Annotated in this window: 17 protein-coding genes; 13 read left to right on the forward strand and 4 right to left on the reverse strand. The window is 65.4% G+C overall.

Annotated elements, in window-relative coordinates; all coding sequences use genetic code 11:
- Positions 1 to 13 precede the first annotated feature (13 nt).
- Genes TV39_RS03820 through TV39_RS03830 form a run of 3 tightly spaced genes read left to right on the forward strand, consistent with a single transcriptional unit; the run spans position 14 to position 3,434 of the window.
- Positions 14 to 1,027 (forward strand): Gfo/Idh/MocA family protein, encoded by a 1,014-nt coding sequence (locus tag TV39_RS03820; RefSeq protein WP_043478573.1) that lies wholly within the window; start codon positions 14 to 16, stop codon positions 1,025 to 1,027.
- A 45-nt stretch (positions 1,028 to 1,072) separates the two neighbouring features.
- Positions 1,073 to 1,945, forward strand: a complete 873-nt coding sequence (locus TV39_RS03825) for a sugar phosphate isomerase/epimerase family protein (protein WP_043478576.1) — start codon at positions 1,073 to 1,075, stop codon at positions 1,943 to 1,945.
- 10 nt (positions 1,946 to 1,955) lie between these two features.
- Positions 1,956 to 3,434 (forward strand): sugar porter family MFS transporter, encoded by a 1,479-nt coding sequence (locus tag TV39_RS03830; RefSeq protein WP_043478579.1) that lies wholly within the window; start codon positions 1,956 to 1,958, stop codon positions 3,432 to 3,434.
- A 67-nt stretch (positions 3,435 to 3,501) separates the two neighbouring features.
- Here the strand turns inward: TV39_RS03830 and TV39_RS03835 are convergent, their stop codons facing one another.
- Complete coding sequence (locus TV39_RS03835) at positions 3,502 to 3,951, reverse strand: MarR family winged helix-turn-helix transcriptional regulator (RefSeq protein ID WP_043478590.1); 450 nt, start codon at positions 3,949 to 3,951, stop codon at positions 3,502 to 3,504.
- 165 nt (positions 3,952 to 4,116) lie between these two features.
- Here TV39_RS03835 and TV39_RS03840 point away from each other — a divergent pair, with 165 nt between their 5' ends.
- The 6 genes from TV39_RS03840 to TV39_RS03865 all read left to right on the forward strand — a co-directional run bounded on the left by TV39_RS03840 (position 4,117) and on the right by TV39_RS03865 (position 9,977).
- Positions 4,117 to 5,340, forward strand: coding sequence for an MFS transporter (locus TV39_RS03840; protein WP_043478593.1), 1,224 nt, complete (start codon positions 4,117 to 4,119; stop codon positions 5,338 to 5,340).
- A gap of 250 nt (positions 5,341 to 5,590) precedes the next feature.
- Positions 5,591 to 6,586 carry a substrate-binding domain-containing protein gene (locus TV39_RS03845; protein ID WP_200890942.1) on the forward strand — a complete coding sequence of 332 codons (996 nt, stop codon included), beginning with the start codon at positions 5,591 to 5,593 and terminating at the stop codon, positions 6,584 to 6,586.
- Between the two features lie 52 nt (positions 6,587 to 6,638).
- Entirely contained in the window at positions 6,639 to 7,688 is a 1,050-nt protein-coding gene (locus tag TV39_RS03850; protein ID WP_043478598.1) for an ABC transporter permease, read from the forward strand.
- A gap of 13 nt (positions 7,689 to 7,701) precedes the next feature.
- Positions 7,702 to 8,619: an ATP-binding cassette domain-containing protein gene (locus TV39_RS03855; protein ID WP_043478601.1), complete on the forward strand. Its 918-nt coding sequence runs from the start codon at positions 7,702 to 7,704 to the stop codon at positions 8,617 to 8,619.
- A gap of 120 nt (positions 8,620 to 8,739) precedes the next feature.
- Positions 8,740 to 8,946 carry a hypothetical protein gene (locus tag TV39_RS03860; RefSeq protein ID WP_043478605.1) on the forward strand — a complete coding sequence of 69 codons (207 nt, stop codon included), beginning with the start codon at positions 8,740 to 8,742 and terminating at the stop codon, positions 8,944 to 8,946.
- Complete coding sequence (locus tag TV39_RS03865; protein WP_043478608.1) at positions 8,943 to 9,977, forward strand: Gfo/Idh/MocA family oxidoreductase; 1,035 nt, start codon at positions 8,943 to 8,945, stop codon at positions 9,975 to 9,977. The genes TV39_RS03860 and TV39_RS03865 overlap by 4 nt, the downstream gene beginning before the upstream one ends.
- Before the next feature lie 98 nt (positions 9,978 to 10,075).
- On the opposite strand, the gene iolB is transcribed toward TV39_RS03865, so the two are convergent.
- The 3 genes from iolB to TV39_RS03880 all read right to left on the reverse strand — a co-directional run bounded on the left by iolB (position 10,076) and on the right by TV39_RS03880 (position 12,749).
- Positions 10,076 to 10,978 (reverse strand): 5-deoxy-glucuronate isomerase, encoded by a 903-nt coding sequence (gene iolB, locus TV39_RS03870; protein ID WP_043478611.1) that lies wholly within the window; start codon positions 10,976 to 10,978, stop codon positions 10,076 to 10,078.
- Between the two features lie 39 nt (positions 10,979 to 11,017).
- A complete protein-coding gene (locus TV39_RS03875; RefSeq protein ID WP_043478614.1) occupies positions 11,018 to 11,758 on the reverse strand; it encodes a GntR family transcriptional regulator in 741 nt (246 codons plus the stop codon).
- A gap of 160 nt (positions 11,759 to 11,918) precedes the next feature.
- Complete coding sequence (locus TV39_RS03880) at positions 11,919 to 12,749, reverse strand: gamma-glutamyl-gamma-aminobutyrate hydrolase family protein (RefSeq protein ID WP_043478616.1); 831 nt, start codon at positions 12,747 to 12,749, stop codon at positions 11,919 to 11,921.
- A gap of 40 nt (positions 12,750 to 12,789) precedes the next feature.
- Between TV39_RS03880 and TV39_RS03885 the strand changes: the two genes are divergently transcribed.
- The 4 genes from TV39_RS03885 to TV39_RS03900 all read left to right on the forward strand — a co-directional run bounded on the left by TV39_RS03885 (position 12,790) and on the right by TV39_RS03900 (position 16,459).
- On the forward strand, positions 12,790 to 13,278 hold the full coding sequence (locus TV39_RS03885) for a polyketide cyclase / dehydrase and lipid transport (RefSeq protein ID WP_043478619.1): 489 nt from the start codon (positions 12,790 to 12,792) through the stop codon (positions 13,276 to 13,278).
- A gap of 48 nt (positions 13,279 to 13,326) precedes the next feature.
- Positions 13,327 to 14,034, forward strand: coding sequence for a FadR/GntR family transcriptional regulator (locus TV39_RS03890; RefSeq protein ID WP_043478622.1), 708 nt, complete (start codon positions 13,327 to 13,329; stop codon positions 14,032 to 14,034).
- Between the two features lie 230 nt (positions 14,035 to 14,264).
- A complete protein-coding gene (locus tag TV39_RS03895) occupies positions 14,265 to 15,647 on the forward strand; it encodes an MFS transporter (RefSeq protein ID WP_442853479.1) in 1,383 nt (460 codons plus the stop codon).
- Positions 15,648 to 15,685: 38 nt separating this feature from the next.
- Entirely contained in the window at positions 15,686 to 16,459 is a 774-nt protein-coding gene (locus TV39_RS03900) for an SDR family NAD(P)-dependent oxidoreductase (RefSeq protein ID WP_043478625.1), read from the forward strand.
- The last annotated feature ends 3 nt before the right edge of the window (positions 16,460 to 16,462 follow it).

Raw genomic sequence — 16,462 nt, forward strand, 5'->3', positions numbered from 1 at the left:
TAAGGAAAGAACAATGACTGAAACCCTTCGCGTCGCCGTCATCGGCGCCGGCCGCATGGGCGCGGACCACATCCAGCGCCTCAGCAAGCGCATCCACGGCGCTGAAGTTGCCGCCGTCGTCGATGTTGACCTTGCCCGTGCACAGGCAGCCATCGAGGGCATCCCGGGCGCAGTGGCCCTGGCCGATGCGGACGAGGCGCTCAACAACGGGGACGTCAACGCCGTCCTGATCGCCACTCCCGGGTTCCTGCACGAGGACATCCTGCTGAAGGCCCTTGCCAGGGACATTCCGATCCTCTGCGAGAAGCCGCTCACCCCGGATGCCGAGTCGGCATGGAAGATCGTCGAGGCCGAGGAAAAGCTGGGTCACAAGCGCATCCAGGTGGGCTTCATGCGCCGCTTCGACGCCGAATATGCAGCCCTGGGCCAGGTCATCCGCGACCACGAACTGGGCGAACTGCTGATGCTGCACCACCAGCACCGCAACCCCACCACCCCGGCGGGCTTCACCAACGAAATGCTGATCAATGATTCGGTGGTGCACGAGTTCGACGCCATCCGGTTCTTCACCGGCGAGGAAATCACCAGCGTCCAGGTCCGCCTGGGCAAGGCCACGAAGAACGCCCCGGCCGGCCAGCACGACCCCCAGCACGTCCTGGTGGAAACCGAGTCCGGCGTCTTGGCGGACGTGGAGATCTACGTCAACGCCAAGTTCGGCTACGAAGTGGCCACGCAGGCCTCATTCGAAGACGGCATCGTCAGCATCGGGGGCGACAAGGGCCCCTACACCCGCAGCGCCGGCCGCTGGGGCGGCAACGTTACGCCCGGCTTCGAAGAGCGCTTCGGCGCGGCGTACGACGTCGAAATCCAGGCCTGGGTGGACGCGGCGCTCCGCGGCGAGATCGGCGGTCCCACCGCCTGGGACGGTTACGCCACCGCAGCATGCTGCGAAGCCGGTGTGGAAGCGCAGAAGAACGGCGAGAAGGTGGCCGTGAAGCTGAACGCCAAGCCCGCCCTCTACAACTAAGCCCGCCCGTTCGACAACTGACTCATCCACCATGGAGTGTTCCCCGTGAAAATCGCACTTGATCCAACGCCGTTCCACCACTCGCACAGCCTGCTCGAATTCCCGCGTGTGGTGGCGGACCTCGGCTACAAGTACATGCAGATGACGCCGCACGCCGACTTCATCCCGTTCTACAACCACCCCAAGGCCGACGACGAACTGGTGGGCAAGCTCAACAAGGCCTGCAAGGACGTGGGGGTCGAGATCGCCTCGGTGCTGCCAGTACTCCGTTGGTCCGGGCCGGACGAGGATGCCCGCGAAGCTGCTGTCCGTTACTGGAAGCGCGTCATCCAGATCACTGTGGACCTGGGCGTCAGCACCATCAACACCGAATTCAGCGGACGCCCGGAGAAGGCCGAGGAATCAGAGCGCGCCTTCTACCGCTCCATGGAGGAGTTGCTGCCCATCATCGAACGCGAAGGCCTGGACCTCCTGATCGATCCGCATCCGGACGACTTCGTGGAGGAAGGCCTGGCCGCCATCCGCGTCATCCGCGGCCTGAACTCCAAGAACGTGGGCCTCGTCTACGTGGCATCGCACAGCTTCCACATGAAGAACGCGCCGCTGGACATCATGCGCGCGGCGGGGGACAAGCTCCGGCTGGTGCACGTCGCAGATACCATGAACCACCACGCCTCGCACGGCCTGCGCTACATCACCAACCCCCCCGGCAACCCGGTCCGCGTGCACCAGCACCTGAAAATCGGCGACGGCGACGTCAACTGGGAGGAATTCTTCGGCGGCCTGCAGGAAATCGGCTTCCTGGACCGTGAAGACACCGTGATGGTGTCCAGCGTCTTCGCCGAAGACGAGAACGCCGCGGAGGTTTCCCGTTACCAGCTGGACACGATGAACAACTACATCGCGAAGGCCCGGTAGCGGCTGCCCTATGAAGCAAACGGAAAATACACTCCCCGGTACATCGGCCCGATCCCGGTCCGGAGGCGACGGCCCGGCCAGTGATGCCGCCAATCCCAAGGGATTCATGCGGCGGGTGGCACTGTTCTCGACATTCGGCGGGCTTCTCTTCGGCTACGACACCGGTGTCATCAACGGTGCCCTGCCGTTCATGCAGCGCGACCTCGGGCTGACGCCGCTGACCGAAGGGCTTGTCACTTCGACGCTGCTGTTCGGCGCGGCCTTCGGCGCCATCACCGCCGGCCGGCTGTCCGACCGTTTCGGCCGTCGCAGGACCATCATGGCGCTGGCGATTATCTTCGCCCTGTCCACCGTCGCCTGTTCCATGGCGCCCACCACCGAGCTGCTGGTGGCAGCCCGTACCGTCCTGGGCCTGGCGGTGGGCGGGGCATCGGTGATCGTGCCCGTGTACCTTGCGGAAATGTCGCCGGCAGCCCAGCGCGGGCGAATCGTCACGCAGAACGAGCTCATGATCGTCACGGGCCAGTTCCTGGCGTTCACGTTCAACGCCGTCCTGGGCAACGCCTTCCCGGAAGCGTCCCACGTGTGGCGCTGGATGCTGGTCATCGCAACGCTGCCCGCGGTCGTACTCTGGTTCGGCATGCTGGTGCTGCCCGAAAGCCCCCGCTGGCTGGCGTCGGCCGGACGCTTCGGCGAGGTCCTCGAGGTGCTACGAAAGACCCGTGCCACGGCCGATGTCTCCACGGAATTCGATGAAGTGCGGCAGGCGGCCCGGGAAGACTACCAATCCAAGCTCGGCACGTTCCGGGACCTCACCGTGCCATGGATCCGCAGGATCTTCGTGGTGGGCCTGGGCATGGCGGTCATCAACCAGATCAGCGGCGTCAACGCGATCATGTACTACGGCACCTCGATCCTCTCCAGCTCCGGCTTCGGGGACCAGGGCGCCCTGCTGGCCAACGTGGTCAACGGCATCACCTCCGTGGTGGCCGTCATTGTCGGCATGTCCCTGATGACGAAGGTGCGCCGGAAGTCGATGCTGATCGTGGGCCTGGCAGGCACGGCATCTTCCCTGCTGGCCATCGGCCTGATTTCCATGCTGGTCCCGGAAGGCATCGCCCGCGGCTACCTGGTGCTGCTGTTCATGGTGACGTTCCTGGCGTCCATGCAGTCCTGCATCGGCACGGTGACGTGGCTGACCATGTCCGAAATCTTCCCGCTGCACGTACGCGGCATCGGCATGGGCATCTGCGTGTTCGTGCTGTGGATGATCAACTTCGTGATCGGATTCTTCTTCCCGCAGATGGTCGCCTGGATCGGCGTTTCAACCACGTTCTTCATCTTCGTGGCCATCCAGCTGGCAGCCATCGTCTGGGTGAAACGGGTGGTCCCTGAGACCAAGGACAAGAGCCTTGAGGACCTGGAGCACTACTTCAAGAACGCCGCAGTCAAGGACGCTGCGGTCAAGGACGCTGCCGGAGTCACGTAGGCGTCCCTTCAGCAAGAAAGCCCCGCGGGCGCGCTTCGGCGCGGCGCGGGGCTTTTGCGTTGTGTGACTACACGTGTGCGTGGAGCTTCGGCAGCGCGTCCACCAGCGGGGCGAGCTCCGGGATCTCCTGCGCTTCGGCCAGGGCCCGTTCCAGCGTGGCGTCGTGGGTGGGTCGCGCCTCCTCCAGCAGCTTGATGCCGCTCTCCGTCAGTTCAGTGTAGATACCGCGGCGGTCGTCCGCGCAGAGGATGCGCGTGAGCAGGCCGCGGTCCTCGAGCCTGTTGACCAGCCTCGTGGTGGCGCTGGCGCTCAGCGCGGTGGCGCGGGCCAGCTGCTGCATGCGCATGTGCCAGCCGTCCTGCCTGCTCAGGGCATCGAGCACTGTGTACTCGACGACGGACAGCTGGGCTTCGGCTTGGAGCGAGCGTTCCAGCTCCGACTCGATCAGGCCGTGCAGGGCCGCCAGGGTGCGCCATCCCTGTGCGCGGACTTCAACGGCGTCGTCCTTGATGCCCATCGTGTACTTCCCTTCGAATCGCGTACCCCATGGAGATGAAACGGGGCACAACAAATAATAGTTGCTTGCGCGTGGTATCTGCTTGTGCAACAATAAATAACGCGTCTGCAACTATTAGCTTACGCGCCCTGCCCCCATTCCGTACAGTTTTGAAGGAGCTCCGCCATGCCTATTGGCCTGTTAGCACTAGCCCTCGGCGGGTTCGGGATCGGACTCACTGAGTTCGTGATCATGGGCCTGCTGCCTGAGGTTGCCGCCGACTTCCGCGTCAGCGAGGCCACGGCCGGCTGGCTGATCTCCGGCTACGCCCTCGCCGTCGTCGTCGGCGCCCTGCTGCTCACCGCGGCCGTGACGCGCTTCGAACGCAAGCCTGTCCTCGCCGTCCTGCTGGTGCTGTTCATCGCCGGCAACCTGGTCTCGGCCACCGCTCCCGACTACTTCATGATGATGATCGGCCGGATTGTGGCCGCTCTGGCCCACGGCGCGTTCTTCGGCATCGGGGCCGTGGTGGCCGCGGACATGGTGGCCCCCACGAAAAAAGCGGGCGCCATCGCCATCATGTTCACCGGCCTCACCGCCGCCAACGTCCTGGGCGTCCCGTTCGGCACCATGCTCGGCCAAGCGGCCGGCTGGCGCTCCACCTTCTGGGCCATCACGGGCATCGGTGTCCTGGCGCTCATCGGCATCCTGACGCTGGTGCCCCGGACCGGGCAGGGCGACACGGCTGCCCAGGCTGCCTCCGGCGGGCTCCGCGGCGAGCTGCGCGCCTTCCGGTCCGGCCAGGTGTGGCTGTCCATCCTGGTCACCGTCCTCGGCTACGGCGGCATGTTCGGCGCTTTCACCTACATCGCCTACACCCTCACCGAGGTCACCGGCTTCGCGGCGTCCACCGTGCCCTGGCTCCTGATCCTCTTCGGCGTCGGGCTGTTCATCGGGAACACCGTGGGCGGGAAGGCCGCAGACCGCAATGTGGACCGCACGCTCCTGGTAGTTCTCGCCGCGCTGGTGGTGATCCTGGTGGCCTTCGCGGTGACCGCCGCTAACCAGCCCCTCACCATTGCCTCCATCGTGCTGATGGGCGGCTTCGGCTTCGCGACTGTCCCGGGGCTGCAGATGCGCGTCATGAAGTACGCCGACAGTGCCCCCACCCTGGCCTCGGGTGCGAACATCGGCGCCTTCAACGTCGGCAACGCCCTTGGCGCCTGGCTGGGCGGCGTCACCATCACAGCGGGCCTCGGCTACACCTCGCCGATCTGGGCCGGGGCAGGGATCACCCTCCTCGGACTCGGTGTGATGGCTTTCGCCGCCGCGAAAGCCAAGCGGCAGGATCATGAACGTACGACGGCGGCCTCCGCGCCCGCTGCTGCCGAGGCGCCCCTCGGCGTCTAGCAGCCGCGGAGACGCGCCCCCGCGGCCCCGCCCGGCGGGGCGTGGGGGCTTTCGCATGGCAGCGCCGGGGATGGTGGCTTGGCCGTCATCCCCGGCGTTTTTCGTGCCCGGAAATGCGATTTCACGTAAAAACATCCTAATGTCAGGACAAACTATTGACATTAGTGAGGCGAATCACCATGATCGAGGTAGACAGTCCTCCGGCGGTTGCAGAGTGGCAGCCCGGAAACTGAGATCAAAGGAGATTAAGGTGGCTAATTTTTCTTGGCGCAAGGCGGCCCTTGTTGCGGCAGTGGTGCCGATGATGGCGCTAAGTGCTTGCTCCAGCACCGGCGGCAAGCCCGCCGAAACCGGTGGCGGCGCAGGCGGAGGGCAGGTCGCCGCGACCGACCGCATGAAGATCGCACTCATCACCCATGCCGCGGCAGGCGATACCTTCTGGGACATCGTCCGCAAGGGTGCAGAGGAAGCCTCCTCGAAGGACAATGTTGAGCTCCTTTACACGTCCGATCCCGAAGCCGGGCGCCAGGCCCAGCTCATCCAGCAGGCTATCGACCAGAAGGTCGACGGCATCGCGGTCACGCTCGCCAAGCCCGAAGCCCTCAAGGACTCACTGAAGAAGGCCGCCGATGCTGGCATCCCGATCGTGAGCCTCAACGCCGGCGAGGGCGTCTCGGCGCAGTTGGGGGCGTTCACCCACTTTGGTTCGAACGAAAAGCTCGCCGGTGAGGCCGTCGGCACGCGGCTCGCGGCGGAGAATTTCAAGCACCCGGTCTGCGTGATTCAGGAGCAGGGGCATGTGGGCCTGGAAGCCCGGTGTGCCGGCGTGAAGGCTAAGGTGCCTGGAACGGAGATCCTTTACGTCGAGGGCAAAGACATGACCTCCGTCCAGTCCACCGCGACAGCCAAGCTGCAGGCGTCCAAGGACGCCGACGTCATTATCGGCCTCGGCGCCCCCATCACCCTGACTCTTCTCAAGTCGGTCACGGACGCCGGGAGCTCGGCCAAAGTGGCCAGCTTCGACCTAAATAAGGAACTGGCGCAGAAGATCTCGGACGGCAGCGTGCTGTTCACAGTCGATCAGCAGCCGTGGCTGCAGGGCTACGGCGCAGTTGATGCGTTGTGGCAGAACAAGCGCGGCGGATTCAAGCTTGGCGGCGGTCAGTCGGTTCTGACCGGTCCGGCAATCATCGACAAGTCGAACGCGGCCGATGTTCTCAAATTCGCCGAGCAGGGTATCCGCTAATAGCCCGCTGGCCGGGCCGGCGCACGCCGGCCCGGCAGCAAGGAGAATTATCATGACCATCACCCAGACACAGACAAAGACGGCGGCGCCCGACGAGCGCGTCGCCAAGCGTAGCCCGTTCCAGAAACTTCTCGGCCGTCCCGAGGTCGGAGCCCTGGTGGGCGCCATAGTACTTTTCATCTTCTTTGCCGTTGTTTCCCCCACCTTCACGCAACCCAATGCCTTCGCCACCGTGCTGTACGGCAGCTCCACCATCGGGATCATGGCGGTCGGGGTGTCGCTGCTCATGATCGGTGGGGAGTTCGACCTTTCCACAGGTGTGGCCGTGATCTCGTCGGCGCTGACGGCGTCAATGTTCAGCTGGTACTTCAGCACGAACGTCTGGGTCGGTGTCGGACTGGCTTTGCTGGTTTCCTTGGGCATCGGCTTCATCAACGGCTGGATCCTGATGAAAACTAAGCTGCCCAGCTTCATCGTCACGCTGGCTACATTCCTGATGCTGACCGGTTTGAACCTGGGCCTGACCCGCCTGATCGGCGGTTCCGTTTCCTCCCCGTCCATCTCCAACATGGACGGCTTCGCTTCGGCGCGGGCGGTCTTCGCCTCCTCGGTGAGCCTCGGCGGAGTCGAGGTCAAGATCACGGTGTTCATCTGGTTCGCGCTGGTCGCGGTGGCCACCTGGGTGCTGATGCGGACCCGGGTGGGGAACTGGATCTTCGCCGTCGGCGGTGATGCGAACGCGGCGCGTGCCGTGGGCGTGCCGGTCAAGGCCACAAAGATCGGCCTGTTCATGGCGGTCGGCTTCTGCGGCTGGATCCTGGGTATGCACAACCTGTTCGCTTTCGACACCGTGCAGTCCGGTGAGGGTGTGGGCAACGAGTTCCTCTACATCATTGCCGCGGTGATCGGCGGCTGCCTGCTGACCGGCGGTTACGGTTCGGCGGTGGGCGGCGCGATCGGCGCGTTCATCTTCGGCATGGCCAACAAGGGCATCGTGTACGCCCAGTGGAACCCTGACTGGTTCAAGTTCTTCCTGGGCCTGATGCTGCTGCTGGCCACCATCGTCAACCTCATCGTCAAGCGCCGCGCGGAACTGAAGTAAGGGGCCCGGAGAAATGAATGCCAAACAGATTGACCAGCAGACCCTGCTCCAGAACGAAACCGATCCGCTGACCCACACTCCGGTGCACCTGCTCTCGCTGGACAAGGTCGGCAAGCACTACGGCAACATCGTCGCCCTGACCGACGTCACCATGGCCGTGGACAACGGCCGCGTCACCTGCGTCCTGGGCGACAACGGCGCCGGCAAGTCTACGCTGATCAAGATCATCGCAGGCCTGCACCAGCACGATGAGGGCGTCCTGAAGGTCATGGGGGAGGACCGAAAGTTCACTTCCCCCCGCGACGCCCTCGACGTCGGCATCGCCACCGTCTACCAGGACCTCGCCGTCGTGCCGCTGATGCCGATCTGGCGGAACTTCTTCCTCGGCTCCGAGTTGACCTCCGGCTTCGGCCCGTTCAAGAGCATGGACGTCGAGAAGATGAAGGACATCACCAAGCACGAACTCGCCGAGATGGGCATCGACCTGCGCGATGTGGAGCAACCCATCGGCCAGCTCTCCGGCGGTGAACGCCAGTGTGTGGCGATCGCCCGTGCCGTGTACTTCGGCGCGAAGGTGCTGATCCTGGACGAGCCGACGGCGGCCCTGGGCGTGAAGCAGTCCGGCGTGGTGCTCCGCTACATCCTGCAGGCCCGTGACCGCGGACTGGGCGTCATTTTCATCACCCACAACCCGCACCACGCCTTCCCGGTAGGGGACCGGTTCCTGCTGCTCAAGCGCGGCAAGTCGATCGGCTACTACGAGAAGAAGGACATCACCCTCGACGAACTCACCGCCCAGATGGCTGGCGGCGCCGAACTGGCCGAACTCGCCCACGAGCTCGAACAGCTCGGCGGACACGGCGACGTGGTCAAGGAAGTCAAGGGCGAGGTGGCCGAGGTGGCACAGACTACCGGCAAGGCCTACAGCTGAACCCTGCCCGGACAAGATGCACGAGCAGGGTCAGCCCGCCGGGACGGCCCTGCTCAGCCATGTCATGACCCGGCACGTGCCGGGTCCAAACATTTCGGACCAATTGAAGGGACCACACCCTTGGCCTACATCACCCAGAACTCCGCCGGAGTTCAGGCCCCGGTGAGGACCGGAGTCATCGGCTCCGGCTGGATGGGAGCGTTTCACGCAGAAAGCATCGCCCGGCGCGCGCTGGCGATGGCGCTGGCCTGCATCGAATCAGTAAAGCAAGGCGCCCCGGCGGCGGTGGCAGCATCAACGGTGGATTATGCAGAGGAGAAATCATGAAGGACGTCATTCTTGGCCTGGTCGGAGTGGGGCGGATCGGCGTCATGCACGCCCACAACATCTCCGCGCTGAACGGGGTCCTCAACCCGGAAGGCATCAACGTCAGGCTTCGGCTCACCGACGTCGCGGAAGAGCACGCGCGGACCGTTGCGGCAGGGCTCGGCGCCGAGTTCGTTCCCTCGGTGAAGGCACTCCTGTCCTCCGGGCTGGACGGCCTGGTCATTGCCACCGGAACGGCTACCCACCCGGAACTGATCAAGGCCGGGGTGGATGCCGGGATCCCGGTGTTCTGCGAGAAACCGGTGGCGCTGAACGTGGCGGACGCGCTGCCTGTACTGGACTACATCCGGGACCGAAAGGGTGTGGTGCAGATCGGGCACCAGCGCCGCTTCGACGCCGGATACCTTGAAGCCCGACGCGCCTACCAGGCCGGTGAGCTGGGCTGGATCCACTCGCTGCGGGCCGTCACGTGCGACATGGCACCCCCGCCGGTGGAGTTCCTGGCCAGCTCCGGCGGCCTCTTCCGGGACTGCTCCGTCCATGACTTCGACATCCTGCGCTGGCTGACCGGCCGGGAAATCGTGGAGGTGTTCGCCAAGGGCTCCAATAACGGCGACCCGGCCATCGGCGGGGTGGGGGACGTGGACACCGCGCTCGCGCTGGTGACGTTCGACGACGGCACGGTCGGGACCGTCTCCGCCACCCGGTATAACGGGGCAGGCCACGACGTCCGGCTCGAAATCCAGGGTTCCCGCCGTTCGCTGATGGTGGGGCTGGATGACAAGACGGCGATGGTATCGGCCGAAGCGGGCATCGACTTCCCGGCGGGCGAGCCGCACAAGACCTTCGCGGAACGCTTCGACCAGGCGTACCGCTCCGAGATGGCAGCCTTCGTGGAGCTGATCCTGGGCCGCCGGGAGAACCCGTGCACCCCGGAGGACGCCGTGGCCGCATCCCGGGTGGCGGACGCCGCCCAGGAATCGCTGGCAACGGGCGTCCCGGTCCGCGTGGCCCAGAAAGTGCCCCGCTGACCCCGGCGGCGCTGGTCCCGGCGGCGCTGGCCCATAGCGCCCAGCGGCAACGAAGAAGCCCCTGACCGGCTGAACCGGTCGGGGGCTTCTTTTCGTCTCTAGGCGGTGAAGGGCAGCCGCGGGTCCACGTCCTTGCCCTCCCAGGTCTGGCGGATCCAGCCGTGGTGCGGGTCATCGCTGATGAGCCACTCACGGACGGGACCGGGGCCGGCCATCACGTTCAGGTAGTACAGGTCGTATCCCGGGGCGGCCATTGCCGGGCCATGCCAGCCGTAAGGCACCAGGACGACGTCGCCGGTGCGGACCTCAGCCGAGACGTCGATGGGCCGCTCGTCGGAGGCGTATACGCGCTGGTAGCCGATGGCATCGCCTTGCACGCCTGAGCCGGCGGCCGGACCGTCCGGCGCTACGCGGGTCTCGAAGTAGTAGATTTCCTCGAGGTTGGTTTCGCCGTCCTTTTCCTCGTCATGCTTGTGCGGGGGATACGAGGACCAGTTGCCGGCCGGAGTGATGACTTCGCAGACGATGAAGCGGTCGGCCTCCAGCGCGGCCGGGGTACCGAAGTTGTGGACCTGCCGCGAGCAGTTGCCGGCACCCCGCAGTTCCACGGGAGTCTCGGCGGCGGTCACGAGCCGGGTCGGGTAGGACGTCTTCGCGGGAGCCGTTGCAACCGCCACCCTGCCGCCGTCCGCAGAACTGATGGTGACAGCCTTCTCCGTCCCGGAGTACAGCACATCACTGGGGCCGTGGAAAACGCTGGCCCGGCCGGCCAGCCGGAAGTCTTCGCCGTCCACCGTGGCGGTGAAGGAACCGCTGAGCGGAACCACGATCCGTTCCTCGCCGGCGGCGGGGAGTTCGACGGCGGCGCCCGCCGGCAGCGTCGCGACTTTGAGCCCGGTGTGGGCCCAGCCGTCCACGTCAAGGGCGGAATCGGACGTTCCCAGCGAGATGTCCCAGCTGCCGTCGGCGGCGGAACCCAGCGGATATACCCAGTTGGCCATAGATTTATTCTTTCGTTTAAGTGCTTGCTGCCGCAGCGCCTAGCGCTGGACGAGGGTCATTTCAAAGCTGTAGGAGTCGGCGCGGTAGACGTGGTGGCCGGTCTCCACCATGCGTCCCGTGTCGTCCACAGCGGTGCGTTCCATGGTCACCAGTGCCAGGCCAGGCTCGGTCTCCAGGAGCGGCGCCTGGTAGTCATTGGCCACCATGGCTCCGATGCGCTGCGAGGCCAGCCGGAAGTTCACGCCGCCGTTGCGCAGGATTGCGTACAGGCCCTGGGCGGCCAGTTGGGCCTCGTCGATGGGGGTGATGTCGTCGCGGACCCAGTTTTCCATCAGGGCCAGCGGCTTGCCGCCCACCTTGCGCAACCGGGTGAAGTGGTAGACCTTGGCGCCGGCGGGAAGCTGGAGGGCTTCACGCGTGGGGGCATCGGCTTCGATATGGGAGAAGCTGAGCACCTCGGTGGTGGGCTTGCTCCCGTTATTGGTGAGGTCGTCGTAGAGGCTCGAAAGTTCCAACGGCCTCCGGACCTGGCTGGACACAACCTGCGTGCCCACCCCGCGCTTGCGCACCAGGAGCCCGGAACGCACCAGCTCGTCCATGGCCTTGCGCATGGTGGGCCGGGACAGGTTGAGCTGGGCCGCAAGGTCGATCTCGTTGTCCAGCCGGCTGCCCGGGGGAAGCAGCCCGGTGTGGATGGCCGACTCGATGCCCTGGACCACCTGGTGGTAGAGGGGCACCGGTGAAGAGCGGTCGATGCTGAGATTTAGTTGATTCGCCACTGAGCGCTCCCTTGTGCTCCGCGACCTCCGAGGGTACCGGATGGCCCGCGTATGTCAGCGTATGTTCTCTTGATAGGACATACTGCCTTTTTGACGATAATAGCAGGCTGCTTTCCGGTGGCCAAGGTCCGGCAACCGGATGCCGCAAGGGGCTCAGTCGCTACGCGCTCGCCGCGGCTGCCGCTGTAGGCCGCCCGCTGCGGCACACCTCCACGAACTCCCGGAAGGGTGCGACGCGTTCCCCGGCCGGGAGCTCCAGGACTTCGGGATGCCACTGAACGGATGCCACCCAGCGTGAAGGATCCTCCAGCGCTTCCACGGTGCCGTCGCCGGCGACGGCCGTTACGATCAGCCCGTCCGCAACGCGCGCCACCGCCTGGTGGTGTCCGGAGGCGATCTTCACCGTCAGGCCGTCCGCCCCGCCCTGCCGGTTGTAAAGACGTCCCACCTTGGAAGCGGGGAGGATGTCCACGTCGTGCCAGGCCCAGGGTCCCGGCGCCGCTTCATCGGCACCGTTCATCGCGGCATCGCCCGGCGCGGGCTCGTGGTGCGTCACCGGCCCGGCAGCCATGTCCTGCACCAGGGTTCCGCCGTAGAGGACGTTGAGGAGCTGGTGTCCTCGGCAGATACCCAGCAGCGGCAGGCCCTCGTCCAGGCTTCCGCGCGCGACGGCCAGGTCCAGTTCGTCCTGTGCCGGGTTGACGTCGTAGCATGCGGCGCCCTGCTTTTCGCCGTAAAGTCCCGGGTCCAGGTCCCCGCCGCCGGGGAGTACGACGCCGTCAAGCCCCTTGAGCGTTTCGGCCAGCCCGCCGTCGTCGGAATCTGCCGTCAGCAGTACCGGCTCCCCGCCGCCGCCGCGGACCAGCTCCACGATGTACCCGAACAGTTCATTGGCTTCCCCGACCCGGGGGTCGGTACCCCGGGAGCTGCTGAGCCGGACCGGGATTCCGATCCGGGGGCGGCCGGCCGGGTGCAGGGGAGGAATGCGCATGACTTATTCTGCAACAGCCCGAAACGGTTAGGCTTGCCGGATGAACAACAGATACCTTGTGTCCCGCCAGCGCTTCATCGAGGCCGGCCCCGAGGTTATTTTCGAGGTCCTGGCCACGCCTGCACTGCACAGCGTGATTGACGGGTCGGAGACTGTGAAGGCCGCCCAGCCTCGCGGTCCGGAGCGGCTGTCTGCCGGCGCCAGGTTCGGCATGGAAATGAACATGCTGGTTGACTACAAGATCCTCAATACGGTCTGTGAGTTCGAAGAAGGCCGGCGCATCGCCTGGCGGCATTTCTTTGGCCACGTGTGGCGCTATGTGCTGGAACCGTCCACCGACGCCCGCGGCGTCCCGGGCACGCTGGTCACCGAGCAATGGGATGCCCGGCGGGTCCGCGGAAAGTCCTTCCTTCGGCTGGCCGGCTACCTGCGCCGCCACCCCGCCAATCTGGAGGCCACCCTGGCGAAGCTGGACCAGTATGTCGCCGGCTCGGGCCAGGATGCTGATCCGGGTCGCGTTCGACAGTAATGTTGAAGGCACCCGCAGCGGCGGGTAAGACTGAAGGCAGGAGCCGGGATGGGCCGCAGGACACTCGTTGACGACCTCGTCGACGGCCTGCTCGACGACATCCTTGACGGCAAGCTGAAGCCGCACGATGCCATTCCCCCCGAAGCGGATATTGCCAAGGCCTACGATGTCAGCAGGCTCACCGTACGCGAGGCGCTCAAGGCGCTGCGGGCGCAGAACATCCTCTACGTCAAGGCCGGCCGCGGAACGTTCGTCAATCCCTCGGACAACTGGACCGGGCTGGACGCGATCTTCAAGGCCGCCTCGCACGGAAACGCGGCAGACCAGGTCTCCGTGGGGCTGATCGAGATGCGCCGCATGGTGGAAACGGGTGCGGCCTCCCTGGCTGCCAAGCGGCACACCCCCGAGCACGCCGAGCAGATGCGGGAGTGCATCACGGCAATGAAGCGTTTCCATGAGTCCGGTGACCTGGACCGCTTTGTCGAGGCGGACATCGCATTCCATGACGCAGTGCTGAAGGCCTCGGGCAACCCGTTTGTCCGGGCCCTGTTCGCGCAGCTGGGCCAGCTGCTCTACATGACCAGGCGGGAGACCTCGGCCGTGCCCGAAATCCAGGTCCACGCCATCGAGTACCACCAGAAGGTCATGGACAGCATCCTCAGCGGGGACGCCGAACTGTCCCGGCGAACCATGGACGAACACATGGAGCAGACGTACCGCGACTACGAACGGTACGTGCACCGCTCCGAACCCTGACAACCGCGCAGCCCGCGCCGGTATCCGGCCCGACATGTGCAATCGCACCCCGCGGCGGCTGCGCGGCGCGGGGCTTGACGTAACCCAGATCACGCTCCTATGATTTTCCTCATGTTCTTCCGTCAGATGTCAGACATCAGACTCAGCTGGTAGTCCGACGGAATCACCCCCCAACATCTCCTAAGGATCGCGTCGCCGTCCAGGTGCCGCCTCCGTCAGACAGAAGGTCGATGATGACTTCACTCTCCATGCAGTCCACCGGACTCGGCGAGCTCGGCGAACGCACGCTCCGCAAGGTCCGCCGCCGCGTGATGCCGCTGATCGTCCTGCTCTACTTCGTTGCCTACCTTGACCGCAATAACGTGGGCTTCGCCAAACTCACCATGAGCGAGGACATCGGCCTCAGCGCTGCTGCCTACGGCCTCGGTGCCGGCATCTTCTTCCTCGGCTACGCCCTGCTCGAAGTGCCGAGCAACGCCGGAATGTACCGCTTCGGTGCACGCAAGTGGCTTGCCCGGATCCTTATCACCTGGGGCATCTTCGCCACCGCCATGGCGCTGGTCAACGGGGAAAGCACCTACTACATCATCCGCTTCCTGCTGGGTGCAGCCGAGGCAGGGTTCTTCCCCGCCATCCTCTTCTACCTGACGCTGTGGTTCCCGGCCGCGCAGCGCGTCACCGTCCTGGGCATCTTCATCCTGGCCCAGCCGGTATCCAACGCGCTCGGCGCCCCGGTGTCCGGGCTGCTGCTGCAGATGGACGGCATCCTGGGCCTGCAGGGCTGGCAGTGGCTCTACATCATCGAAGGCATCCCGGCCATCCTCCTGGGCCTGCTGACCCCGATCCTGATGACCGACCGCCCCCGGGACGCGAAGTGGCTCAACACCGACGAACGCGAATGGCTCGCCACCACCATGGACGCCGAACTGGCCGCCAAGTCCAAGGGCGGAAAGCACAACTTCCTGGCCGGCCTGAAGGACAAGCGCACGCTGGTCTATTCGGCGCTGTACTTCGGCCTGGTCTGCGGCATCTACGGACTTGGCCTGTGGATGCCCACCATCGTTGCAGCCCTGGGCAAGTTCTCCACCGCCGAAGTGGGATTCATCGTCTTCATTCCCTACGCCGTCGCCGCCGTCTTCGTGTACTTCTGGAGCAAGCGGGCGGACCGGACCGGAAAGCGCGCCTGGCACACCGCCGTCAGCATGGTTCTCGCCGGCATGGGCCTTCTGGCAGCCGGGTACCTGCTCCCGGTCAACCCCGTCCTGGCCCTGATTGCCCTCACGGTCTCCGCCATGGGGATCTACGGAGCCATCGCCCCGTTCCTGTCCATGCCGTCCGCGGCCCTCACCGGTGCAGCCGCTGCGTCCGGGCTGGCCCTGGTCAACTCCCTTGGAAACCTTGGCGGGTTCGTGGCACCGTACGCCGTCGGCATGCTCAAGGACGCCACAGGTAACAACCAGAGCGGCCTGCTCTTCCTGTCCTTCTGCCTGTGCGTCACTGCAGTGGCCACCTACCTCTACGCCCGCAAGCGGCCCGAAGGCGATGCCGCCCTGGATCCTGCAGTTGCCGCCGCAGCAGCCGTGAACGTGAACCCGGCCAAAGCCCGCTCCTGATCAACCGAACACCATCGAATCCTGACGAAAGACACACCATGACAATCACCTCATTCCCCGCCGAACGTACCGTTGTCCTGACCGGGGCAGCTTCCGCCCGCGGCATCGGCCGCGCCGCTGCGGACCGGATGGCCAGCGAGGGCTGGTCGATCGCCATCCTGGACATCAACGCCGAGGACGCCAAGGCCGCGGCCGCCGAGATCGGGTCCAACCGCGCCGTGAAGGCCCTGGGAGTAGGCGCCGATGTTTCAGATGCCGCTTCGGTGGACCGTGCGATCAGTGAAATCGAAGAATCGCTGCCGCCCATCGTCGCGCTCGCAAACCTGGCTGGCATCAGCTCGCCGACCCCCTTCATGGAGACAACCGTCGCGGAATGGGACAAGGTCTTCGCCATCAACATGCGCGGCACCTTCATCGTCTCGCAGCGCGTGCTCAAGGGCATGATCGAACGCAAGCTCGGGCGGATTGTGAGCATCTCCTCGATTTCCGCCCAGCGTGGCGGCGGCACCTATTCCAAAGTTGCCTACAGCGCTTCCAAGGCCGGAATCATCGGCTTCACCCGTGCTCTGGCCCGCGAAGTGGGCGAGTTCGGCGTCACTGTCAACGCGATCGCACCGGGCCCCATCGACACCGACATCATGGGCGGCACCCTGACCGAGGAGCGCAAGGCCCAGATGTCAGAGGGCATCATGATGGGACGGGTGGGAACCCGCGAGGAAGTCGCCGCCCTGATCTCCTTCCTGCTCGGGCAGGATTCCGGCTACATCACCGCCGCTACCTATGACATCAACGGAGGACTGCAGGTCAGCTGACAA

This window comes from Arthrobacter sp. SPG23 (assembly GCF_000876655.1).
In the GTDB taxonomy this organism is placed as follows: domain Bacteria; phylum Actinomycetota; class Actinomycetes; order Actinomycetales; family Micrococcaceae; genus Arthrobacter.

Bases quoted from the DNA above. Each gene is read 5' to 3' on its own strand.
- TV39_RS03820 (WP_043478573.1), top strand. From the start codon at position 14: ATGACTGAAACCCTTCGCGTCGCCGTCATCGGCGCCGGCCGCATGGGC.
- TV39_RS03830 (WP_043478579.1), top strand. From the start codon at position 1,956: ATGAAGCAAACGGAAAATACACTCCCCGGTACATCGGCCCGATCCCGG.
- TV39_RS03835 (WP_043478590.1), bottom strand. From the start codon at position 3,951: ATGGGCATCAAGGACGACGCCGTTGAAGTCCGCGCACAGGGATGGCGC.
- TV39_RS03840 (WP_043478593.1), top strand. From the start codon at position 4,117: ATGCCTATTGGCCTGTTAGCACTAGCCCTCGGCGGGTTCGGGATCGGA.
- TV39_RS03850 (WP_043478598.1), top strand. From the start codon at position 6,639: ATGACCATCACCCAGACACAGACAAAGACGGCGGCGCCCGACGAGCGC.
- TV39_RS03855 (WP_043478601.1), top strand. From the start codon at position 7,702: ATGAATGCCAAACAGATTGACCAGCAGACCCTGCTCCAGAACGAAACC.
- TV39_RS03865 (WP_043478608.1), top strand. From the start codon at position 8,943: ATGAAGGACGTCATTCTTGGCCTGGTCGGAGTGGGGCGGATCGGCGTC.
- iolB (WP_043478611.1), bottom strand. From the start codon at position 10,978: ATGGCCAACTGGGTATATCCGCTGGGTTCCGCCGCCGACGGCAGCTGG.
- TV39_RS03880 (WP_043478616.1), bottom strand. From the start codon at position 12,749: ATGCGCATTCCTCCCCTGCACCCGGCCGGCCGCCCCCGGATCGGAATC.
- TV39_RS03885 (WP_043478619.1), top strand. From the start codon at position 12,790: ATGAACAACAGATACCTTGTGTCCCGCCAGCGCTTCATCGAGGCCGGC.
- TV39_RS03890 (WP_043478622.1), top strand. From the start codon at position 13,327: ATGGGCCGCAGGACACTCGTTGACGACCTCGTCGACGGCCTGCTCGAC.
- TV39_RS03895 (WP_442853479.1), top strand. From the start codon at position 14,265: ATGATGACTTCACTCTCCATGCAGTCCACCGGACTCGGCGAGCTCGGC.
- TV39_RS03900 (WP_043478625.1), top strand. From the start codon at position 15,686: ATGACAATCACCTCATTCCCCGCCGAACGTACCGTTGTCCTGACCGGG.